The organism is Xylanivirga thermophila (assembly GCF_004138105.1).
Lineage (GTDB): Bacteria > Bacillota > Clostridia > Caldicoprobacterales > Xylanivirgaceae > Xylanivirga > Xylanivirga thermophila.
The window spans coordinates 1-23,570 of record NZ_RXHQ01000037.1 but is presented as its reverse complement, the minus strand read 5'-3'; the positions used below and the strand labels follow the sequence as shown (position 1 = coordinate 23,570).

Below are 23,570 nucleotides of genomic sequence, written 5' to 3'. Positions count from 1 at the left end.
GAGCGTAGCGAAGTACATTTTAGGCTTGACAACTTTGGTAAATGGTAAAATTTAAGATGTTTTTCTTGATTATTATAGCGATTGACTTTCTGGAAGAAAAAGGTGCCAACGAAAACTTGACACACACGATAATACTACAATAATGGAATATTTTCCATGATATGATATAATAATTATATGACAGTTTAAGATATAGGGAGGATTGACTATGGCATTTTTTGAACTAGCTAAAAAGAGGTATTCAGTAAGGCAATTTAAAAATCAGCCGGTTGAGGATGATAAACTTAAATATGCATTGGAAACTGCGCGTATGGCACCATCAGCCTGTAATTATCAACCGCTGTCCTTTGTTGTGGTGACGGATGAAGCTGCTAAAACAAAGGTGATCTCCAGTTATAATAGAGAGTGGATAAAGACTGCTCCCGCCATAATTGTAGTATGCGGCAATCACAAGGAGTCATGGCATAGGGGAGATGGCAAGGACCATTGCGATATAGATGCAGCCATTGCTGCAGATCATATTACCCTAGCAGCTGCTGATATAGGGCTTGGAACTTGCTGGGTGTGTGCTTTTGATTCTAAAAAATGCCATGAAGCATTGGAGCTGCCAGAATATATAGAGCCTATTGTATTATTGCCTATAGGTTATCCGGATGATGATATACAGCCGCAAAAGAAACGCAAGGAATTGGATGAGTTAATAAGACAAAATAGGTGGTAACTAAAAAACCAGCGAAATGCTGGTTTTTATGGTTTTAACTTTGTAATACTGCGCATCAAAGCTGTTTTAGATCTTCCCCATGGTTCACTGGCAAATTCATAGTTGAATTTTTTTATAAACCATTTTAGTTCATCTGTAAGGGCTTGTATATTGATTTTTTGGAGTGCATAGTTCAATTCTATAAATTCATTTAGATCTTCATCCTCTAATATGTTATGGGATTTGTCTATAATGTTATAAAAATGCCTTTGACAGAATCCCTTTGAATTTTTGTATACATCTTTAAAATCATCATCCTCCCTCCAAAGGAGGATCAATGATTCTATATACATATTGGTTCCTTCGTTTACGGATTTGCATATAAAGCATGGTTTTTTTATGCTTGCAGTGTCTTTATCTTGATCTTTTTTTTGCTTATATGCTCCTATTTCTATAAATCTGTCAACAAAATTCTTCCTAATGGATGATTTTTCATTGCCTTCATGATTTTTAATATCTTCCATATGGGAGATTTCTCTTGCAAGCAGCTTGTTCATCAACAGCGCAAGACCAAACTTGTCAAAATTTTTATATAGATTATCAAGGTGCATGCTACATATTGTATAGTGCCCGAATATTTCATCAAATTCTTCTTCCATAAACGATTGAGTATCTAGGATAGCCTTTTGATATTTCGTTTCCAATGATTTTTGAAGCAGACATATGGGGCAATCGCTATCTTTTTTAAATGCATCCCATAAAGGAATATGATAAATTCTATTACCCAAAATAATACCTCCCTTCTTCTATAGTGTGTGCAAGTATTAACAGATTATTATATGTTTGATATAAAACGGTCAGGTATAATTTACTATATTAAGTAGTTATTTTACTTCAATTCATAATTTATAATAGGATGGTAAGATAGATTTTTTTATGTTAATAAACATGGTACAATATATATAATAAAGTTAATAGTTAGGATGATATCAATGCCATATTCAGTGGAGTTATTATTCGATGAAGAAACGGAAAATAAGGTATATGGGATATGGGATGAGCTTTATAATAAAGGTCTTAGTGAATACATGAAGGTATCAGGTAGTAAGCCCCATATAACATTGGCCATATACAAGACCGTTGATTATCCAACATTTGAATCAAGGGTAGAGCATTTTTTTAAAGGAAGTGAGCCATTTAAGGTGAATTTTTGTTCCATAGGCGTGTTCCCTGGTGAGAGCACTACAGTATTTTATCAACCTGTAGTAGACGATAATCTAATATCAGTAAATAGAAATTTTTTCAATGCATTTAGAGATTATGATGATAAGGCGTGGGATTATTATAAGCCAGGAAATTGGATACCCCATATGACCATGTCTTTGGGCACGAATTTTGAAAAGGGCATGGATATAATTCGCTTATTAGGAGCTTCTTTTACACCCTTTGAAGCTACGGTTGAAGGTGTTGTAATAGTAAAGTTTAGGCCGGTACACCACATGCTTCAAATAGATTTAAAACAAGAGGAAGGTGGTTATAATGAAAATACTTGTGACTGCTTTTGATGCATTTGGAGGAGATGATATAAATGCTGCTCAAAAGGTATTGGAATATTTACCTGAAAAGGTGGCGGGAGCACGGATAGTGAAATCAATATTGCCTACTGTATTTGGAAAATCTATAAGTACGTTATACTATAATATTGAAAAATATAGTCCTAACATAGTATTATGCACTGGACAGGCAGGGGGGAGAGTGGATATTGGAATAGAGAGAATAGCTGTAAATATAAATGATGCGTCTATAGAGGATAATGAGGGGAATAAACCTGCAGATCAATTTATTTTTGAGGATGGCCCTGCAGCATATTTCTCTAATCTTCCTATGGAATATATGGTAAAGAATATAAGAAAACATGGTATTCCTGCATCTATCTCGAACACTGCCGGTACATTTGTATGCAATCATATTATGTACGGACTTTTATATCTTATAGATAGGAGACAGCCTTCTATAAAGGGAGGGTTTATACATATGCCGTATTTACCTGAGCAGGTAGCATCAAAACAGCGATTATTGCCTTCTATGAATGATAATGACATACTAAAGGGTCTTATCTATGCAATAGAGGCCATAATAGAAGGGGAAGAAGATTAGTTATGTAGATCTTCTTCCTTGATACCTTCTTCAAATACCTTACTGCCTTCAAATATTCGGTTTAGAATTCTATTTTTTTCAGCTCCTTCTAAAGGGGTAGGCTGAAAATTATTTCGGCCGGGTATGGATGATATGGAACATGGAATTATATTAGGTTTTATATGTTTAATTTCCTTTGTATTTGGGTCTAACGTTATTGTAGTTTGAAATATAAAAGTGTCCCTGTCCTTTGGATTATAATTTCCTCCAAAGCTAAAATTGGCTAAGGAATATGCTATATATCTTCCTTTGTATATTTCTATACCTTGTATTACATGGGGGTGATGGCCTACTACTATAGTTGCCCCTTGGTCTATTGCAAATTGTCCTAGTTGTCTTTGTATTTTATTAGGAATATATTTTCTCTCTTCTCCCCAGTGGAATGATACAAGTATTATATCAGCACCGTTTTCTTTGGCTTCTTTTATGCCTTTTTCAACCATATCCTTTGCCCATAGCCCCCAGCCATTATAACTTAAAAATGCTACTTTTATATTATTATATGTATTGTAAGCAATATGCTGTTCATGGGAATATAGTACTCCATTTTCATTTAACGCCTTTGTGGTATTATTTAGTCCCTGTTCACCGTAGTCATATATGTGGTTGTTGGCAATAGTAGCTACCTCTATACTGCCTTCGGTAAGTATATTTGCAAATGATGGGTGGCCTTTGAATGCAAACTTTTTATCCGCCCTCTTAGTGGCCGTTGTAAGGGGACCTTCTAGATTTATAATTGTAGCATCATCTTTTTCAAATATGGATCTTACATTTTTAAAGAAAAAAGAATAATCTTTGTTTTGATGTTTCCATTCGGTGGTGAATATATCCTCTTTTACCGGTTTACCTCCCCATATTAAATCACCACCTATTGTACAATCTCCGGCAAATGAGAAAAGTAGCTCAACTGGTTTTATAGGTACGTCGATTTCTTCATTTTTGCTTATTGACTTGTCATCTAAAAGGTTATTATCATTTTGAATTTCTAGATCATCGATTACATCCAAGGGAATTACATCGATGTTTTGATTATTGTCCATTTTTTTGTTGTTTATTATTCCATCTACTGTCTGACAAGCAGTAGATACAAATAAAAGAGTTACAATCAGACAAAGGAAAATAAATCTTTTTTTATTGTTTAAATTACGCATATTATTCTTCTCCAGCTATTTATAAATTGATTTGGCTATTAATATTATACCAATATTTTCCCCTTTGTAACACTATTTTATTCAATTGAATATATTATTGTAGGCACATACTTGTGGAGGTGATATGGATGTGTTATTATGATGGCTGTTACGGCGGTTACTGGGGTGGATATCCGGGCTGGCCTGATATGCACCAATGTCCGCCAAATACTATGCCTTATATAATAAGGTCTGGAGATACGTTTTATAAACTAGCACAGAGATTTAATACTACTGTAGAGGCTATTATGGCTGTAAACCCAGGAGTGGATCCTCAAAATCTAATGATAGGCCAGAGGATATGTATACCTGTAGGCCCTGTATATCCTTCTTGCCCACCAAATACTATGCCTTATATAATAAGGTCCGGAGATACGTTTTATAAACTAGCACAGAGATTTAATACTACTGTAGAGGCTATTATGGCTGTAAACCCAGGAGTGGATCCTCAAAATCTAATGATAGGCCAGAGGATATGTATACCTGTAGGTCCTGTATATCCTTCTTGCCCACCTGGTTCACTTGTCTATGTTATAAAATCTGGTGATACTCTATATGCAATTGCCCGTAGGTTTAACACCACCGTAGAGGCTATTATGTCTGCAAATCCGGGATTGGATCCTCAAAATCTAATGGTACGCCGGAAGATCTGTGTACCCATAGCTATGTAGATTTTTAAAAAGCCGTCCGTAAATAACGGATGGCTTTTTAAAATTAAATTATATAAAAGAATACAACGCCTATTACTCCGGACAAGAATATAACAAGTATGGGATGGAGTTTAAATTTTTCTAGCATCAAAGCGACTATGATTAATATTAGTATACTTTTAAAATTTAAATACTTAAAAGGATGTATGGCGGCATCGTGTATTGTGCTTACAGTTACAGATTTTTTGAATACGGAAGTTTGAGCTACAAAAAATGCTGCTGCTATGATAAGCCCTGCTACTACTGGACGTATGCCAGAGAAGGCATTTTTAAAAATGCCGTTGTCTTGGTATTTCAAGAGATACTTGCATATTATAAGTATCAGAATGAGGGAAGGGGCTGCTACACCCATGGTTGCTACTATACTGCCAAATATTCCACCTACTTCATATCCAACAAATGTTGCAGAGTTTACAGATATAGGCCCTGGCGTTGTCTCCGATACGGCTATTATATTATAAAACTGGGAACTGGTCATCCAATTGTGACTTTCTAGTTCCTTTTCTATAAGGGGGATCATAGCATATCCTCCACCAAAGCTAAAGAGCCCTATCTTAAAAAATGTTAGAAATAGTTTTATATAAATCATTTATTTTCCGCCTTTTTTAAGGATCGGCAAGATTTAAAATGTTCAATCTTAGGTGTGAAAATCCCCATTATTGCTCCCAATATAATAACAGATATTGCTGGAATATTTGTAAATGTGACAAGGAAAATAGTACTTAGTAGTATTATGCGGCCTATAGCATCATTTACTGTAGCCTTTGTTATCTTCCTTGCTGATTGAGCTATTAATATAACAACTGCACATCTTATACCAAGAAAAGCAGCGTCCATTATTGGACTGCCATGGAACTGACTTGCAAATATGGCTATAAGGGTTATTATTGAAAATGATGGCAGGATTACGCCGGTCATAGCTGCTATTGCTCCCGCCTTGCCAGATAGTTTATATCCCATTATGGTAGCAGAGTTTATAGATATTGAGCCTGGTATTGATTCTGATAGGGCCAACATATCGATTATATCTTCTGATTTAAGCCACTTTTTCTTATTGACGATTTCATCTTCTATAAGGGGAATCATTGCATATCCTCCCCCAAATGTAAATAATCCTATCTTAAAAAAAGTTATGAATATTTCAAACAGCATTTTTAAAACCCCCTTTAACGTATTTTGATAGTGCTAATGCTGCAGCGCCTGCAGCGATAGTGTTGTGCCCTAAAGATGGTGGACAAAAGACGTATTTTAGATGTCCAGGATTATATATGTTTTTTTTAGCGACTTCTATTGTGCGATTGTAATAATATTTCGAATTATCTGGGATCATACCGCCTAGTACTATCATCTGAGGATGTAGCACATTTATTATATTAGCTATGGCTAAACCGGTATATACAGCAGCATTTTCAATGACTTCTGTAGCTAAAAAGTCGTTATTTTTTGCTGCAGTGCATATGTCCTTAAATGTTATTTCATCTACTGACATGTTGCTCATCAGTATACTTTCTTTGCCCTTCCTTAGTTCGTATTGGAATTCCTTTATTATAGCTGGTATGGTGACATAACTTTCAGCGCATCCATAATTACCACAATAACAGGAACGACCTCCAGGTTTTAATACCATATGGGCAAATGCACCTTCTGCATTGCCATCGCCTCCTAAAAGATGTCCCCTAAGTACCACACCACATCGCATTCCTACACCAACGTTTATATATATTATATTATGGATACCCTTAGAGGCATTTTTGGCATATTCGCCCATAACAGCGGTACTAGCGCCATTTTCTACAAATGTAGGTATCTTAAGGTTTGACTCGAAAAGCTCTTTTAGGTTTATATTGGTCCAACTTGTATTTGGAAAGCTAGATGGATTTAAGAGTATTCCCTTTTTTAAGTCCAAAGGTCCTACTGAGCCTATTCCCATCCCTATGAGACGTTGTTTATCTGGGATAGAGGCATCTATGGCATCGTTTAATATGGAGAATATTTTAGGGAATACTTCCTCAGGAGTACTGTTTGTATTTATGGGCATATCGTATATCCATATGGGTTCTAGTATGGTATTACATATGAGAAGTCTTATATTAGACCTCGATAGCTCCATGCCGATTGTGTACACCCCATCAGGGTTTACTGAAAATAGGGCGGGAGGTCTACCACCTGATGAAGAATCGGTTCCTTCCTGTTTTATGAGTTTCCTCTCTAACAATTCCTTTATATTGCGATTTAGAGTAGTTCTAGGTGTTTGTGTAACTTCCATTAAACCAGTAACTGTCAAAGGTCCATTATGCCGTATTATATTGAATATTCCCATAGTATTGGTATCTAGTTTTGATAATATATTATTTGTTTCCATATCCCATTCCTCCAAAGATAGTATAAAAAAGTTATGACTATAATGGTCAAAAGGCTGTTAAAAAATATCCTCTTATAAATTTATATAAAAAATATAGAGGACAACCTATAATAACTTGCATAGTTTAGTATATTGATAATACTATATTTTGTTACAATAAAAAGCAGATGATACCCACAGTTCTAAGCTATAAGTATGACTACAATACATCATAGGAAATGCAGGAAAAGCTTTTATATAAATCATACATATAAAATCTTTTATTATTTTACATAGGATTATACCATAATGGTCAAAAGTTATCAATAGAAAATTCCAAAAAACTAATATATTTTCGTAAGGCAGATTGAATTTTTTATGGATCGACATGTTGAAATGGCTAGAATATGATGTTACAATAGAATTAGGCAATTTAAAAGCTCCCTTATAAAACAAAAGGGAGCTTTTAAATTGGTATTAGTATTTTTATATAAATGTATTTTGGAGGTGGTAGAATGAGTCCTGACCCTGATAGTAAGCCCAAGGGTACTAACTTTATAAAGTATGTTTTATATAGCCGCGTAAATTCTATCACCTTTAATTTCCAAAAATTGTAACCGTCTTACATCAGTATATTTCCTCATGTTTAGGCGCTCTAGCATAGAAAAAATGGAATATTTGGGGATAGAATGGATATGGCTGGAGCAAAATGATGTAAGGAGGGAAGACTAATGGATTTAGAAAAATTAAAAATGCTTTTAGAGCAAAAAGATTATGTAAAATTGGTAAAAGAGTTAAAGGATATGCAGGAAGCAGACGTGGCGGAGTTCTTAGATGAACTTGATCATAAAACTGCACTTCTGGTTTTTCGATTACTTCCAAAGGATATGGCAGCTGATATATTTGTTTATTTATCTCCACAAAGACAGACGGATATATCCATGTTGGTTGATGAAAAGGAATTGTCTTCTATTGTAGATGCATTGTATTTTGATGATAAGATAGATTTTATAGAGGAAATGCCTGCCTATGTAGTAAAAAAGATACTCAAAAATTCTACTGAGACTGAGCGGAAGATAATAAATCAATTTTTGAACTATCCTGAAAATTCTGCAGGCAGTTTAATGACCATAGAATTTGTAGATTTGAAGAAATATATGCATGTGTGGGAGGCGCTGGAGAAGATAAGAAAGACTGCTCAAGATAAGGAAACTATATATACCTGTTATGTAATAGATGCCCAGAGAAAGCTTGAAGGAATAGTATCTCTAAGGGATTTAGTATTGGCTGATCCGGAGAAAAAGATAGAAGATATAATGGAGACGGATATAATATATGTAAAGACATCTGACGATCAAGAAGATGTAGCGGAAGTATTCAAAAAATATGATCTTCTTGTAATGCCAGTGGTAGACCATGAAGATAGGCTGGTAGGTATTATTACCATAGACGATATAGTAGATGTAATAGAGCAGGAAAATACGGAGGACTTTCATCGTATGGCTGCCATGGAGCCTTCAGATGAGCTGTATTTGGATACAAGTGTATTTGTGCTCGCAAAGAGGAGATTTGTATGGCTTTTGGTATTGATGGTTTCCGCTACCATAAGTGGTGCTATAATACGTAAATTTGAGTACGCCCTTGAATCGGTAGTGGCATTGACTGTATTTATTCCTATGCTTATGGATACAGGCGGAAATGCAGGGTCTCAATCTTCTACACTTGTTATAAGGAGCCTTGCACTAGGGGAGATTTCATTTGGTGATACACTGAAGGTTTTATGGAAAGAGCTTAGGGTTAGCTTGTTGGTAGGAATACCATTAGGCATTATAAATTTTCTAAGGATACATTTTATTGAAGGATATGATATGCTTCTTGCTCTGACAGTATCTAGTACTCTAGTAGTTACTGTTATATTTGCAAAATTAGTGGGGGGAGTGCTCCCTATATTAGCTAAAAAGATGAAAATAGATCCTGCTATAATGGCAAGTCCCCTTATTACTACCATAGTAGATGCCCTGTCCCTTATCTTTTACTTTACCTTTGCCCATATGATACTGGGGTTGTAAATATTAAGGGAGAATTTTAGTGATGGATAGGAAGACACTGAAACGATGGATTTATGTAGGCATATGGATGGTCATTATATTTATTTTTTCTAATCAACCGGGAGTGCAGTCTAACAAAACTAGCTCATTTGTGCTTCGGATATTTAATCGCATTGGGATAGATATATCCCAATTAATACCCGGTATAGATGCAGGCTTTATAGTCAGAAAGATAGCTCATATAACGGAATTTTTTATATTGGCATTGTTATTATTTGATGCTTTGGTCGAGCAGCATAGTATAAAAAAGGCGGCTCTCCTTTGTTTTCTAATAGGTATTTTATATGCCTTTAGTGATGAATTTCATCAGTTATTTGTGCCAGGCAGGTGCGCAAGTTTTAAAGATATATTTATTGATAGTTTTGGAGTTTTATTGGGAACTTTGATAAAATGCACTTTAAAAAATTGACAATAGAATATTTTATTGGTATACTAAAACAAAGGATATAAAGGTTGAAGGCGGGAGATGAGAGAGCCATATAAATCAATATGATTATATTGATTTATATGGCTCTTGTGTTTTCATGTATTTTTTAAGAAAGAGGTGCTGTGATGTGGCATGGGAGGCGATATTAAGACTTTTTTTAGCTATGATCATGGGAGGACTCATAGGATTAGAGCGGGAAATTGTAAATAGGCCTGCAGGTTTTAGGACTCATACTCTGGTATGCATGGGTTCTGCACTGGTTATGACTACTTCAGAGTATATATTTCAAAGCAATTACGATTTGGTCAATCTAGATCCTGCAAGGTTAGGGGCTCAGGTTATAAGTGGCATTGGTTTTTTAGGTGCAGGTACTATAATGAATGATGGACATAGGGTAAGGGGACTAACTACAGCAGCTAGTCTTTGGGTTGTAGCTTGTATTGGGTTAGCTGTGGGTGCAGGGTTTTATGAGGGTGCAATTGCTGGATTTATAATGTCTTATATTACTTTAATATTTTTAAAAAAGCTAGAGAAGATATTTGAAAAAAGGGTAGGGAATATAGAAATATCCCTATTTATAAGAAATGTACCTGGGCAAATAGCAAAAGTTGCAGATGTAATTGGGAGGTTTAAGATACAGATAAGGGATATAAGGATACAAGAGCAGGATGAAGATTATATAAATGTAAAATTTTTATTAAGTCTTCCCCCAACTATGACAAAGGAGAGTATTATAGCAGAGCTTGAGCGCATGGAAGGTGTAAAGATAGATAGGGAAGACTGATAAAACATTATTGACAAATAATGTTTTAAAATGCTATACTCTATATAGATAAATGAATAAACTTGGCGAGAGATGTGAGAGCCATATAAACCAAAATACAGTTTGGTTTATATGGCTTTTTGTATTTAAAAAGGAGGGTTTATATGTTTGATGCAATTGTAATAGGCGCTGGAGTAATAGGATGCAGCATTGCAAGGGAATTATCAAGATATGATATAAAAATAGGAGTGCTTGAATCTGAGGTAGATGTGGCAACGGGCAGTAGCGGTGCCAATAGTGCCATAGTACATGCAGGTTATGATTGCCAGGTGGGCAGTATGATGGCTAGAATGAATGTATGGGGGAATAGCCTATATGATGTGGTTTCAAAGGAGCTGGATGTCCCATTTAAAAGGATAGGTAGTCTGGTGCTAGCATTTGATGAAGAGGATATGAACGAGATACAGAAGTTGTTTGAACAGGGTCAGAAGAATGGGGTACCAGGGCTTAAGATTTTGTCAGCGCAAGAAGTATTACAGATGGAGCCGAATATAAATTCTAATATAATAGCCGCTCTTTGGGCACCTAGTGCTGGGATTACCTGTCCATACGAGCTGACGGTAGCTATGGCTGAAAATGCCATACAAAATGGTGTGGAATTCTTTTTGGGATATGGTGTAGAGAATATAAAAAGGGACGGGAATATTTTTAACATAAAAACTACTCAAGGAGAATTTAAAACTAAATATATAATAAATTGTGCAGGGATATTTAGTGATGATATAAACAGGATGTTAGGCGGAGAAGAATTTAAGATAATTCCAAGAAGGGGTGAGTATTGCCTTTATGATAGAAAACTAGGAGATATGGTTAAAAGGGTAATATTCCAACCGCCAAGTTCATTGGGAAAAGGTGTACTAGTCACACCTACTGTAGATGGAAATCTTTTGATAGGACCAAATGCTGTTGATATAGATACTAAGGAGGATACATCTACTACCTCATGGGGCTTGAATTTTGTATATACAAAGGCATTGAGGACCATACCATCCCTTGGGAGACGGGATGTTATTAGGGTTTTTTCCGGTATTAGGGCAGTAGCTGATACGGGAGATTTTATACTAGGGGCATCAGATGAAATACCTGGTTTATTCTATGCTGCAGGTATATGTTCACCGGGATTATCAGCAGCACCGGCAATAGGACAATATATGGCTGAATTGGTGTACAAATATGCAGGAAATATTAGTGCTAAAATTAACTTCAATCCCTATAGAAAAGGTATACCCAGATTTAGGGAACTTAATTGGGACGAAAAGGAAAAACTTATTAAAGGTGATAACAGATATGGTCAGATAGTATGTCGATGTGAAACTGTCACTGAAGGTCAAATAATAGAGGCGATTAATAGGCCTTTGCCTGCTTTGACAATAGATGCAATAAAGCGTCGTACCCGGGCAGGTATGGGGAGATGCCAGGGAGGATTTTGTACTCCAAAAATTATGGAAATATTAAACAGAGAACGGGGTATTCCATTAGATGAAATAACCAAGGGCAGTGGCAGATCTTATATTGTATCGGGTCGGATAAAAGAAGGACTAAGGGGTGATAAATGATGGTAAGAGATGTGGATGTTGCCGTAATAGGTGGTGGGCCAGCAGGTCTTGCAGCGGCATTAGCCTGCCGTGAAAACGGTATAGAAGATGTGCTTATACTGGAGCGTGATAATTATCTAGGTGGGATTCTAAACCAATGCATACACAATGGATTTGGACTACATCTATTTGGTGAAGAGCTAACGGGACCAGAATATGCCCAAAGATTTATAGATAAGGTAGAAAAAGAGCGGATACCTTATCTTTTAAACACCATGGTTTTAAATATAACAAAGGATAAGATGGTATATGCAATAAGTCCTAAGGAAGGGATAGTTAAGCTCAAGGCAAAGGCTGTAATATTGGCAATGGGATGCAGAGAGCGTACCAGCGGTGCCCTTATGATACCAGGTACTAGGCCTGCGGGGGTATATACGGCTGGTATGGCCCAAAGACTTGTTAATCTTGAAGGCTATATGCCTGGTAGAGAGATAGTAATACTCGGCTCTGGAGATATAGGACTTATAATGGCTAGGAGGCTTGTATGGGAAGGGGCAAATGTAAAGATGGTATGCGAGCTAATGCCGTATTCTACAGGGCTTCAGCGTAATATACGTCAATGCTTAGATGATTATGAAATCCCACTTAAGTTTAACCATACAGTTGTACAAATACATGGGAAAGATCGGGTAGAAGGAGTAACTATTGCAGAAGTAGATAAAGATAGGCATCCTATACCAGGAAGTGAGGAGTATGTATCTTGTGATACTTTGCTCTTATCTGTAGGCCTTATACCTGAAAACGAGCTTAGTCAATCAGCTGGAGTGATGCTTGATAAGGTAACTGGTGGTCCAATAGTAGATGAATATAGACACACAAATATACCAGGAATATTTGCATGTGGTAATGTCCTGCAGGTACATGATGTAGTGGATTATGTAAGTCAGGAGGCAGAGATTGCAGGTAAGGGTGCAGCATTGTATATAAAAAATAAATTCACTGAAGGTGGGGTATGCGTAAAGGCGGGAGCAGGTGTACGCTATACAGTTCCCCAGATTATTAGATCTAAAGAGTCTTTTGAGATATTTTTTAGGGTAGATGATATATATATAAATGGGAGTATAGTGCTAAACCATGGAGGTAAGGTCATATATTCTCGCAAGTATGTTCAGGTTACCCCAGGGAAGATGGAAAAACTTAGACTGCCGTCGAATGTCTTGGATAAGATGCAAGAGGGTGGGAGTATGGAGATAAGATGGGTAAATGCAGAGGAGGTGGCAGAAAATGATGAAGCTTGTATGCATTCTGTGTCCCAGGGGATGTAATTTGATTGTAGATAAAACAGGGGAGGAATGGAATGTAAAGGGAAATGGATGTAAAAGGGGCGTGCAATATGCAATTCAGGAGGCTACCTGTCCTATGAGGACGGTAACTACATCCATGTGGATAGATGGGGGCGATTACAAGCTTATTTCTGTAAAGACTGATAAACCTATCCCAAAGGAGAGAATAGGAGAAGTATTGGATGAGATATCCAGAAAAAATGTATATGCTCCGATAGATATAGGGGATGTATTGATATATAATGTGGCAGATACCGATGCAAATATAGTCGCTACAAGAAGAGTATGTGCTGTATAATAGATTGTGGTATAATATCACTAAAGCTAATTTGATGCTTTAGGAGGATAGACATGTTTTTCATAGGTATATTTGGTATTCAAGATAATGAACGTATCATTAAAGAATTTGAAAATATAGTATGTAAGTGTGGCAGTTATTCAAGGGCTCAGTTTATTGAGAAGTATACTTATTTTCATTTATTTTTTATTCCTTTATTTAGATGGAATAAGAGATATTATGTGCGTTTTAGATGTTGTAATAGATTATATAAAGTGCCAAAGGATTATATTGATGAACTCAAGTCTAGTAATACTGTTGATATTGACAGGTTAGAAGAGATATATGGTTATGATGTCTATTATGATAAAGGTGAAAAGAGTTGTACCTGTTCCCATTGTGGTGCAGAGATAGATAATTCCTTTTCATATTGTCCCTATTGTGGAAATAGGATATGAAGTTACTTTCCATATATAAATGCCCCCTATTTATGTATAAATAGGGGGCATTTGCTAAAATAAAACTATTTTTCATTTATAAAACGTTTTTCTGCAAAGAAAAATAGTGATAGGGTGCCTGGTCCTGAATGGGAGCCTATAACTGGTCCTACAGAGTTTATTATGATATCCTTTACATTGAATTTTTCCTTTACCTTCTCTGCCACCCATAGGGCATCATCTAAAGCATCACCATGATTTATGGCAACTACCTGCTCTTCGGGATTTACCGCTAACTCTTCCATCCTACTTACCAGTGTACGCATAGCCTTTTTTCGCCCTTTTGCCTTGTATATGGGAATAAGATGACCTTCATTATCTATGTTTAGGACAGGTTTTATATCCATTACATTGGCTACAAAGGCTTTAGCACCTGAAACTCTCCCGCCTCTCTTGAGGTATACTAGGTTATCTACTGTAAACCAGTGGTTGATGCGCCATTTATTTTGCTCTACCCAATCTATTATCTCCTGTTTAGAAGCACCGTTATGGAGCATTTCAACGGCATTATATACCAACAACCCTTCCCCTATGGAGGCTGAGAGGGTATCGATAATAGTTATGTCTGCGTTTTCATATTTTTCTATTAGCATATTTCTAGCCATAAGGGCATTATTAAAACTGCCTGTAAGCCCTGAGGAAAAGCTCAAATATATAATAGATTTTCCTTCTTTTATGTATTTTTCAAACATATCTGCAAAAACATGTACGTTTACCTGGGAAGTTGTAGGTACGGCGCCTTTTCGCATTGCGGCAAAAAAGTCCTCGTAAGGCATAGTATGGCCGAAGTCATCTATGTATTCAGTGCCATTTAACATATATGTATAGTATATAATTGGAACATTTCGTTTTTGGATATATTCATAAGGCAGGTCACAGCATGAGTCGGCTATTACTACTGTATCTGTATTCATAATTAGTACCTCCTGTTAAAGATCATAATATTTTAATTATATTATTAAAATATATAAAATTCAACTATGGTAAAAGTTTCGTATGTGTCAAGTATTCGTTGGCACGTTTTCTCTTACAAAATCATCCATTTAGATTATCCAATAAAAACAATGCTATTTTACCATTTGCCATTGCTGTCAAGCCTAAAATAAACTCCATTACATTCCGGGCTTGACAGCGTAGCTCGGCTCTGGGGTCGATGGTATCTGTCCATCGCTTTTTATTGTCATTGAATCCTAATATAAAAAGTTAAGGTCGCTAACCACTCGATTTTCAACTAAGTTCCTAATTGCCTTTCTGCCCTCTGTTAGGGGTTGTCCTTCATAAGGCATAGGTGCACTATGTATTGGATAGATATTGCTCTTTTTGGGCTTCCTATTAGCCTGTGCAGCTGATAGCTGTACAATCTCTATCATTTCATCTAGCATCTTCTCTGATACTGCACCATCAAATACTCCATCTAGCTCCTCATAAAGTGTACCACTAGCTCTAGCGGCCAATAGCTTGGCTAGATTGTTAGCACCTTCTTCGGACCAGCTCATCTTCCGATTCTTCATCCGTAAGGTAATCATATCGCATACATTGCCCTCCATCGTTCCCATACCCCTATAAGTAAGTCCATCGGGTAATTCAGGCAGCTTTAAACCCCTTAATCTATAGGGTATAAGCCCCTCACGATTATTGGATAAATAATTATACAATTCCTCAAGTTTTTTAAACTTATCCTCATCTTGATTATATTCTATTAATAGATCAGTTAAGTATCTAAAGGACTCGTCTGCTTTACCTTTCTTTAGTAATTTATTTAATTTCCTTGCCTGTTTTTTATCAGGCACTTTCCTTAAAACCTCACGGGAAATATGAAAAGGATCCAGCTGAAAATGGACACCATCCTGACCTAAATCAGGCTTAATCCAAGGGTCACCATCACCATTAACAATTCTTACTTTGATCTCATCTACGTTATACTGCTCAGCTACCTTAGCTTCCCATAACTTTTTAAAGTCCTGACTTTTATTAAACCCCGCACAAGCAGTCTTGTTATGAACCTGATATCCTTCCTTCTGGCCCTCTCTCTTCTCAAAACCTTCATAGTTAATAGCAACCTTCATTTCCTTCTTGCTACCCTTTTTGGGTCTATCCTTGCCCTGCATGGAGAGCCAAACACCGTCTGCTTCCTGAAATAGTACATCTACTTCACGATCGCCGTTTAACTTACCATGCTCATATCTATCAACAAGATGCTGCTCCTTCTCATTAAGCTTTAACCCCACTTTCTGTATAACATTCCATGCTGTTGTATGGCTTAGATTCGAATTAGTCGTACTCTCCATTGCTTGGGCTGTTTTCCGGTACGATTCCTCCAGTGCCCTTTCAACTATTTTCTCTGCTAGGTTAGTAGAAACATGCCCAATAGTCTCATTTTTTAAGTATTGGTCTAATAAATATACATATTGCTTCTTTCCATCTTCGTTGTAGTATTCATAGATTCTTCTCTCATAATCTATAACACCCATCACAGTATGGATATGGGTCTTTTTTATACCCTTATGCCGATATTTATCTATATCCCGTGTCGCCATAAGCATTTTATCCAGAATCTCCAGCACATCTTTTAATACATCACATGCAACTTCACAAACAGTCCTGTAAATTTTCTGCTCCAAGGTCTTGAAATCTAATCCGCTATCGTTTAAACTTATGGTATACATGATATCCTCCGTTCTATGATTTCTGATAATTTCATTATAACGGATGATTCATGTACAGGGAAGGGGTCTTATGGATGCCCTTCCTTTTTATACCTTTTTGCCTACAAATATTATACACTAACAAAAGTTTCTAATAAGGTCTTCTAAGGTGTCTCGCCTGCGTATAAGGATATCTTCACCATTTTCATTTATAAGTACTTCTGCTGGTTTTAATCTACTATTGTAATTTGAGGACATGGAATAGCCGTATGCACCTGTATCCATAACGCCTATAATATCTTCTTCGCATAAAGGTGGCATAGGTCTATTTTTTGCGATTATATCCCCACTTTCACATATATTACCTACTATAGTAACAGGAGATACTTCGTCTGAATTTATAATGTTACCTTTCCTATAGATCTCAAGTTCATGATAGGAATCATATAATACCGGGCGCATAAGATTATTAAATCCAATATCAGTACCTACATAAACAGTACTACTATTTTGCTTTATAGCGTGGACTCTACCTAATAGTACGCCACACTCGGCAATTACATATCTGCCAGGCTGCGTTTTAAAGGTTATTTCCTTTCCGTAGTCTTTTACCCATCTATCTATCAGTATATTCAGCTCATGACGCAAATAATCAATATTTAAAGATTTTTCTCCTTGCTGTTTGTGATAGGGGATGCCAAATCCACCTCCAAGATCAACAAAATCAAGATCGTCAAAATGTTTTGCAGTATCTAATATGGATTTTGCTCCTTTAAGATAAGGTTCTCCTTCCATAAACAGCGATCCAATATGCTGGTTTATACCTATAAGTTTAAGCTTGTACCTTTTTAATATATCCTTTACCTGAGGTACTAAATCTATATTAACGCCAAATTTAGTTTTTTTTCCACCTGTTATTACCTTTTCATTATGTCCAGCTCCTATGCCTGGATTAAAGCGTATGGCTACATTGCTCCCCGGGAAGGTCCGGCCAAAAAGTTCAAGTTGACTAAGTGAATCTATACTGACAGTGATATTATTATCCACTGCAAATTTCATTTCATCTACCGATACGTTATTGCTCACATACAGTATCTGGTTTGGATTAAAGCCTGCTTTTAACAGTAAAAATATCTCCCCTGGGGACATGGCATCGGCATTTAGACCTTCTTCTAAAATTACTTTAAGTAAATGTATATTTGAATTGGCCTTTACTGAATATCCGGCTTTAAAATGTGGATAATCTACAAGCCGTACCATATCCCGACAACGTTGTCTGAGTATATGCTCATTATATACATAGAGGGGACTTCCATATTTTAAGATTAATTCTTCTGGATTAGTATTGCCATAAAAATTGGTGGATACAGTGTAATAGAATTTCATGCAGACGCCTCCATAATAATAGAATAAACGATATAAACAGTTACAATATACAGAAAAAGTAGAGCTTTGTCAACAATAGGTTTTTGTATCTGAAATCCTTAATTTTAAAAATATGAATTTAATTTTTGCATAGTAATGCATTGTTAGATGTAATATTATTAGCATTTCATATTAAAGGTTTTTTTTAGTAGATGTAGAATATATTATTATATAAAACATGAAAAAGAGAGGTGCTCTATATGTCAATTATAATCGCCCATAGAGGTGCATCAGGCTATGCACCTGAAAACACAATACCTGCATTTAAAAAAGCTTTGGAGATGGGAGCTGAAGGTATAGAATTGGATGTTCATCTAACCAAGGACGGAGAATTAGTGGTAATACATGATCCTGTCATAAATCGTACTAGCAATGGTCAGGGTATGATAAAGGATTTTACGTTGGATGAGCTTAAAGGTTTTGATTTTGGAAGCTGGTTTTCTGATGAGTTTGCTGGGGCTACCATCCCCACACTGGAGGAGGTGCTATGCCTAATAAAGGGTTGGAATGGCCTTTTAAACATCGAGATAAAGAGTGGGCCTATAATATATCCAGATATTGAAAGAAAACTCCTTGATATGGTAGAAAAATATGATTTTAAGGATAAGGTTATATTTTCCTCATTTAACCATTACAGCCTAAAGGATATAAAGGCTATGGATGGTGATGTGAAAATAGGACTTCTTTATGCATGTGGTATGGTGGAGCCTTGGAGATATGCCATGCAGCTAAATGCAGATGCCCTTCATCCATCCTATTATAATATAATCCCCGAGATGGTAAAGGGATGTAAGGAACATGGTATAAAACTAAATCCATATACCATAAATGATAAAAAGGATATGGAGCTTATGATAAAGGCGGGAGTAGATGGTATTATAACAAATTATCCTGATGTAGCCCTTGATGTAAAAAGGCAGATGTGTTCTTAGATATTTGTTAGAGGGGGATGGTTTTGTGAAGCTGGATTATAAAAAGACGTTTATATTGGGCCTTGGCTTTTTTTCTGCAAGCATAGTATGGCCCATATATAATAATTATGTACCCATAATGTTGGAGGAATATATAGAGAGTGCTGCCCTTATAGGCGCCATTATGACCATAGACAATTTGTTTGCAGTTATATTTCAGCCTTTGTTTGGATCACTTAGCGATAAAACCAATACCCGGTTTGGCAGAAGAATGCCCTATTTACTTATAGGTGTACCGCTGGCAGCTATTTTTTGTTTTCTAATACCTTCAGCTGCCAGTCTCGCTTCCCTTATGACTTTTGTCATAATGATGAATTTTTCAATGAGCATATATAGGGCACCTACAGTTGCACTTATGCCAGATGTTACGCCCAGCCCTTTGCGCAGTAAGGCAAATGGTATTATAAATTTTATGGGTGGTTTAGCAGCCGTTATTGCATATGGTGTAGGGGGATTCCTTTACAAATCAAATCATGCATATCCATTTTATATGGCTTCTGTAGTTATGGTGGTGGCCCTTATATTGCTATATAGTTTTATAAAAGAGCCTAAAGCTGTTCAGCTTGAAGAGGAAGAAAAAATACATCAAAAGGATGTGTCTAAGAATAGGAGTCTAATATTCATGCTTTTTGCCATATTCTTTTGGTTTACAGGTTTTAATGCTGTAGAGACTTTTTTTTCATTGTATGGACAATATATACTAAATATAGATGCAGGGGATGCATCTATATTGCTTACATCTTTTTCATTGGCATTTCTAGCATTTGCTATTCCTGCAGGTTTTATAGCTTCAAAGCTTGGGAGAAAAAAGACTATTCTTTTGGGGATAATAGGGGCTTTAGTAGTATTTATACCCCTTATATTTATACGTAATCAATTAATGATATGTATACTCCTTGTAATAGGTGGCATATTTTGGGCATGTATAAACATAAATTCATATCCCATGGTGGTAGAAATGGCTCCCAAGGGAGGAATGGGCACATATACGGGATACTATTATTTCTTTTCATCTTGTGCAGCTATAGTAAGTCCCATACTATTTGGATGGATAAAGGATATGGTAGGAAGCTATGAACCCCTATTCCTCTATGCATGTGTAGCTTTTGTGCTGGCTTTTATATGTATGCTTTGTGTGCATCATGGCGATATTTCCAAAGAAGAGATGGAAGAAGAAAAAATAAAGACAATTGCAGAGAATATGTAGCAATATGGCTGACGATTGTGGCATAATATAAAAGGGATTAAAATTTTTGTAGAGGGTGAAGCAATTGTCGTCAGATTATAAGGTGGTAGTAATAGGTGGTGGTCCATCTGGTATGATGGCTGCCGCCACTGCCGCCAAGCGTGGTTTAGATGTAGTATTGATAGAAAAAAATAAAAGACTAGGTATAAAACTTTCTATAACAGGTAAAGGCCGGTGTAATATTACCAACTATACAGATATTCAAGGACTTATCTCCAATATACCTGTAAATGGAAAGTTTTTGTACAGTGCATTTAATACATTATCCAATGATGATGTTATAAGTTTTTTTGATGAACGGGGTGTTAAAACCAAGGTGGAGAGAGGAAATAGAGTATTCCCCGTATCTGATAAGGCTAAGGATGTGGTATCAGCTTTAACAAATGAACTAAAGAGAAGCGGTGTGCAGTTGGTATATGACGAAGTTGTAGAGGTTGTATCTAAAGACGGAGTCATAAAAGGTGTCATGCTAAAGGCGGGAGGATATATATCTTGTAATAGTGTAGTAATAGCAACAGGCGGATTATCGTATCCCCAGACCGGGTCTACTGGTGATGGTTATAGATTTGCAGAGAAAAATGGACATAAGATAGTCACACCGAAACCTTCACTAGTGCCACTTGAAACCTACGAAAGCTGGCCAAAGGATGCCCAGGGGTTGGCGTTAAAAAATGTATCCATATCCGTTTTGAATAAAATAGGTAAAAAGGTATATGGGGATTTTGGAGAAATGCTGTTTACCCACTTTGGCATATCAGGACCAATAGTCCTATCTGCAAGTTCATACATGAGGGATACAAAGGGTGAGGGTTATACTGTTTTGATAGACTTAAAGCCTGCCTTAACCTCCGAGCAACTTGATAGGAGAATACAGCGGGATTTTGAAAAGTACTCCAGAAAGATATTTTCTAATGGTCTAGATGATCTTCTACCAAAAAAACTTATCCCAGTAATTATAGAATTATCTGGGGTACCTTCTGATAAGCCTATAAATCAGATAACAAAGGCGGAAAGATTGGGGTTAGTGGAACTGCTTAAGGAACTTAAGTTAAATATAAAGGGATATAGGCCTATAAAAGAGGCCATAATAACATCAGGTGGTGTAGATGTACAGGAGATAGATCCTCGTACAATGGAATCAAAACTCGTAGATGGGTTGTTTTTTGCAGGTGAGGTAATAGATGTAGACGGATATACAGGAGGATTTAACCTGCAGATAGCATTTTCTACCGGCTATTTAGCTGGACTGTATTGTTAAACTTGAGAAAGAAGGTATTTTATGGGTGTTAGATATGGCAGGGAATATAGCGATATAGTAAGGGATTTAATGGAGGCTATTAATCTAATAGATGGATTTTATGGTGCCTTTGAAATGAGCGACGAAGATTGGAATAGCCTAGATGCATATGAGCAGAAAGAATGTCTCAGGACATTATCAGACGATGTGTTTTATGGATTGGGAAATGAACCAGTTTTGAATATAGGGCAAGGTATGCTAAAATATGATAAGGACAATCATGTGATAAAATTATTTAATGGAGAAAAATGCGTTTATATAGTGACACTTGTATAGAGGGATGGTTATGGGGTATAGGGAAATATTTAATGATATAAGTAATAAAAAATTTAATAAACTCTATCTGTTTTGTGGTGAGGAAGAATTTGTTAAGGAAGAGGCCCTTAACAGGATGATAGATACTATGTTAAGACCTGATTTTAGGGATCTTAATTATGGTGTTATGGATGGAAATGATATTTCCATAGATGATATCATAAATGCATGTGAAACTCTACCTTTCATGGATGAAAAGAGGCTTTTGGTGGTAAAGGATTTACCCTTGTTTTATGCAGGAAAGGGACAGCAAAGCGATATGGAAAAACTAAAAAAATACACCGCAGATATACCGGACACTAGTTGTTTGGTGTTTTACATGAGAGGGGATGTGGACAAAAGAAAAGCGGTATATCGAGCTGTTAAAAAAATGGGCAAAGTGATATCATTTGATAGACTTAAGGATTATGAAATAGAAACATGGGTGCAAGGTAGATTAAAAAAGCAGAGAAAATCTATGTCGGCAGATGACATAAGATATTTTGTATATTTGGTGGGAACAAATCTACAGGATGTAGATAATGAGCTAAACAAGCTCATATCATATGCGGACAATGATACGGTTATTAAAAGACCGGTTATAGATAAATTAGTAACAAGGGCTCTAGATAATACTATATTCCAGCTAGTTGACGAAATCGGGAAAAAAAGCGCTAGTGGTGCCTTGGTGCTTTTGGATGAGTTATTGTATCAAGGACAATCCATATTTGCCATATTGGGTATGATAGTAAGACAGTTTAGGCTGATATCCCAAGCAAAGGGCTATAGTAGACAAGGTTATTCAAAAAGGATTATAGCTCAAAAAATGGGAACTCCAGAATTTGTAGCGGATAAATGTATACAGCAGGCTAGAAATTTTACTCTGCAAGAATTGGAGCAAGCTTTAAAAGATTGTCTTGAACTAGATTATAGTATAAAAAGTGGTAATATGCTGGATCGCCTTGGTCTTGAATTGCTTATTATAAATATGTGTATAACAAAAAAAGCTTCCTGAAATGGGAAGCTTTTGCCTATTTAATATATATTTATTGTGCCTTTTCAATAGTATTTAATTTATTAGCTAAGCTTGCTTTTTTGCGGCTGGCATTGTTTTTGTGTATAGTCCCTTTGGAGGCGGCCATATCAATATGCTTTTCTACCTTAGGGTATAGCGCTTTTGCAGTCTGAATATCTCCTTGTGCCACAGCATTTTCAAAGCTTTTAATACTGGTTTTTAAATTGGTTTTTATCATTTTGTTTCTGAGTGTTTTATGTTCAGCAACTGTAACTCTTTTTTTAGCTGATTTGATATTTGGCAAATTGTTCACCTCCTCGCTCTAAATAGACAGCAAATATTGTACCATGAAATGATTAAAAAAGCAATATAGGAATGGATTTTTTGAGAATAAAAAACATGGTCTAAATTGCAATATTAAATGCAACACTTTTGAGAAAATCATACTTATCCATTTACTTCCTCTTGTCAAGGGGAGGGTGGAGATTTTCGAGTGTATACGAGAAAATACTACCCAACCTTGACAACGA

Annotated in this window: 25 protein-coding genes; 16 read left to right on the top strand and 9 right to left on the bottom strand. The window is 36.2% G+C overall.

The features are described 5' to 3' along the window. Positions 1–208: 208 nt before the first annotated feature. The gene (locus EJN67_RS12440; protein WP_129724751.1) at positions 209–721 is read left to right on the top strand and encodes a nitroreductase family protein; all 513 of its coding nucleotides are present in this window, start codon (positions 209–211) and stop codon (positions 719–721) included. Positions 722–747: 26 nt separating this feature from the next. On the opposite strand, the gene EJN67_RS12435 is transcribed toward EJN67_RS12440, so the two are convergent. Then, a complete protein-coding gene (locus EJN67_RS12435; RefSeq protein ID WP_129724749.1) occupies positions 748–1,488 on the bottom strand; it encodes a DUF6062 family protein in 741 nt (246 codons plus the stop codon). Between the two features lie 204 nt (positions 1,489–1,692). Between EJN67_RS12435 and EJN67_RS12430 the strand changes: the two genes are divergently transcribed. Together EJN67_RS12430 and pcp are read left to right on the top strand one after the other, a co-directional pair. Further along, on the top strand, positions 1,693–2,265 hold the full coding sequence (locus EJN67_RS12430; RefSeq protein WP_165000866.1) for a 2'-5' RNA ligase family protein: 573 nt from the start codon (positions 1,693–1,695) through the stop codon (positions 2,263–2,265). Further along, positions 2,240–2,857, top strand: a complete 618-nt coding sequence (gene pcp, locus EJN67_RS12425) for a pyroglutamyl-peptidase I (protein ID WP_129724746.1) — start codon at positions 2,240–2,242, stop codon at positions 2,855–2,857. Before EJN67_RS12430 ends, pcp begins: the two co-directional genes overlap by 26 nt. Here pcp and EJN67_RS12420 read toward each other — a convergent pair. Further along, positions 2,854–4,047, bottom strand: a complete 1,194-nt coding sequence (locus EJN67_RS12420; RefSeq protein ID WP_129724744.1) for a CapA family protein — start codon at positions 4,045–4,047, stop codon at positions 2,854–2,856. The genes pcp and EJN67_RS12420 overlap by 4 nt on opposite strands. Positions 4,048–4,175: 128 nt before the next feature. Between EJN67_RS12420 and EJN67_RS12415 the strand changes: the two genes are divergently transcribed. Next, a complete protein-coding gene (locus EJN67_RS12415; protein WP_243641309.1) occupies positions 4,176–4,757 on the top strand; it encodes a LysM peptidoglycan-binding domain-containing protein in 582 nt (193 codons plus the stop codon). A gap of 43 nt (positions 4,758–4,800) precedes the next feature. Here EJN67_RS12415 and EJN67_RS12410 read toward each other — a convergent pair whose 3' ends face one another. The 3 genes from EJN67_RS12410 to EJN67_RS12400 are packed head-to-tail and all read right to left on the bottom strand — an operon-like array spanning position 4,801 to position 7,158. Beyond that, entirely contained in the window at positions 4,801–5,385 is a 585-nt protein-coding gene (locus tag EJN67_RS12410; RefSeq protein WP_129724742.1) for a chromate transporter, read from the bottom strand. Continuing rightward, on the bottom strand, positions 5,382–5,948 hold the full coding sequence (locus EJN67_RS12405) for a chromate transporter (protein WP_129724740.1): 567 nt from the start codon (positions 5,946–5,948) through the stop codon (positions 5,382–5,384). Before EJN67_RS12405 ends, EJN67_RS12410 begins: the two co-directional genes overlap by 4 nt. Next, entirely contained in the window at positions 5,938–7,158 is a 1,221-nt protein-coding gene (locus EJN67_RS12400) for an ROK family transcriptional regulator (RefSeq protein WP_129724738.1), read from the bottom strand. Before EJN67_RS12400 ends, EJN67_RS12405 begins: the two co-directional genes overlap by 11 nt. A gap of 710 nt (positions 7,159–7,868) precedes the next feature. Here EJN67_RS12400 and mgtE point away from each other — a divergent pair. From mgtE to EJN67_RS12365, 7 genes are all read left to right on the top strand, one after another. Beyond that, entirely contained in the window at positions 7,869–9,206 is a 1,338-nt protein-coding gene (mgtE, locus tag EJN67_RS12395; RefSeq protein ID WP_129724736.1) for a magnesium transporter, read from the top strand. Between the two features lie 22 nt (positions 9,207–9,228). Beyond that, positions 9,229–9,654: a VanZ family protein gene (locus tag EJN67_RS12390; protein ID WP_129724734.1), complete on the top strand. Its 426-nt coding sequence runs from the start codon at positions 9,229–9,231 to the stop codon at positions 9,652–9,654. Positions 9,655–9,799: 145 nt separating this feature from the next. Next, positions 9,800–10,456 (top strand): MgtC/SapB family protein, encoded by a 657-nt coding sequence (locus EJN67_RS12385; protein WP_243641308.1) that lies wholly within the window; start codon positions 9,800–9,802, stop codon positions 10,454–10,456. 143 nt (positions 10,457–10,599) lie between these two features. Further along, positions 10,600–12,051, top strand: coding sequence for an NAD(P)/FAD-dependent oxidoreductase (locus EJN67_RS12380; RefSeq protein ID WP_129724730.1), 1,452 nt, complete (start codon positions 10,600–10,602; stop codon positions 12,049–12,051). Further along, positions 12,051–13,355, top strand: coding sequence for an NAD(P)/FAD-dependent oxidoreductase (locus tag EJN67_RS12375; protein ID WP_129724755.1), 1,305 nt, complete (start codon positions 12,051–12,053; stop codon positions 13,353–13,355). Before EJN67_RS12380 ends, EJN67_RS12375 begins: the two co-directional genes overlap by 1 nt. Continuing rightward, positions 13,315–13,671 (top strand): DUF1667 domain-containing protein, encoded by a 357-nt coding sequence (locus EJN67_RS12370; protein ID WP_129724729.1) that lies wholly within the window; start codon positions 13,315–13,317, stop codon positions 13,669–13,671. The genes EJN67_RS12375 and EJN67_RS12370 overlap by 41 nt, the downstream gene beginning before the upstream one ends. A gap of 53 nt (positions 13,672–13,724) precedes the next feature. Beyond that, positions 13,725–14,108: a zinc ribbon domain-containing protein gene (locus tag EJN67_RS12365; protein WP_129724728.1), complete on the top strand. Its 384-nt coding sequence runs from the start codon at positions 13,725–13,727 to the stop codon at positions 14,106–14,108. A 65-nt stretch (positions 14,109–14,173) separates the two neighbouring features. Here the strand turns inward: EJN67_RS12365 and EJN67_RS12360 are convergent, their stop codons facing one another. From EJN67_RS12360 to lysA, 3 genes are all read right to left on the bottom strand, one after another. Further along, the gene (locus EJN67_RS12360; RefSeq protein WP_129724727.1) at positions 14,174–15,061 is read right to left on the bottom strand and encodes a DegV family protein; all 888 of its coding nucleotides are present in this window, start codon (positions 15,059–15,061) and stop codon (positions 14,174–14,176) included. Between the two features lie 276 nt (positions 15,062–15,337). Beyond that, positions 15,338–16,813 (bottom strand): ISLre2 family transposase, encoded by a 1,476-nt coding sequence (locus tag EJN67_RS12355; protein ID WP_129724726.1) that lies wholly within the window; start codon positions 16,811–16,813, stop codon positions 15,338–15,340. 117 nt (positions 16,814–16,930) lie between these two features. Next, complete coding sequence (gene lysA / locus EJN67_RS12350; protein ID WP_129724725.1) at positions 16,931–18,178, bottom strand: diaminopimelate decarboxylase; 1,248 nt, start codon at positions 18,176–18,178, stop codon at positions 16,931–16,933. Positions 18,179–18,417: 239 nt separating this feature from the next. On the opposite strand from lysA, the gene EJN67_RS12345 reads away from it, so the two are divergent. From EJN67_RS12345 to holA, 5 genes are all read left to right on the top strand, one after another. Next, positions 18,418–19,149, top strand: a complete 732-nt coding sequence (locus tag EJN67_RS12345) for a glycerophosphodiester phosphodiesterase (RefSeq protein WP_129724724.1) — start codon at positions 18,418–18,420, stop codon at positions 19,147–19,149. 25 nt (positions 19,150–19,174) lie between these two features. Then, positions 19,175–20,395, top strand: a complete 1,221-nt coding sequence (locus tag EJN67_RS12340) for an SLC45 family MFS transporter (RefSeq protein ID WP_129724723.1) — start codon at positions 19,175–19,177, stop codon at positions 20,393–20,395. Positions 20,396–20,507: 112 nt separating this feature from the next. Further along, positions 20,508–21,692 carry a BaiN/RdsA family NAD(P)/FAD-dependent oxidoreductase gene (locus EJN67_RS12335; RefSeq protein ID WP_129724753.1) on the top strand — a complete coding sequence of 395 codons (1,185 nt, stop codon included), beginning with the start codon at positions 20,508–20,510 and terminating at the stop codon, positions 21,690–21,692. Between the two features lie 21 nt (positions 21,693–21,713). Continuing rightward, entirely contained in the window at positions 21,714–22,007 is a 294-nt protein-coding gene (locus EJN67_RS12330) for a hypothetical protein (protein ID WP_129724721.1), read from the top strand. A 10-nt stretch (positions 22,008–22,017) separates the two neighbouring features. Then, positions 22,018–23,040 carry a DNA polymerase III subunit delta gene (gene holA / locus EJN67_RS12325; RefSeq protein WP_165000865.1) on the top strand — a complete coding sequence of 341 codons (1,023 nt, stop codon included), beginning with the start codon at positions 22,018–22,020 and terminating at the stop codon, positions 23,038–23,040. Positions 23,041–23,071: 31 nt separating this feature from the next. Here holA and rpsT read toward each other — a convergent pair whose 3' ends face one another. Then, positions 23,072–23,344 carry a 30S ribosomal protein S20 gene (rpsT, locus tag EJN67_RS12320; RefSeq protein ID WP_129724717.1) on the bottom strand — a complete coding sequence of 91 codons (273 nt, stop codon included), beginning with the start codon at positions 23,342–23,344 and terminating at the stop codon, positions 23,072–23,074. Between the last annotated feature and the right edge of the window lie 226 nt (positions 23,345–23,570).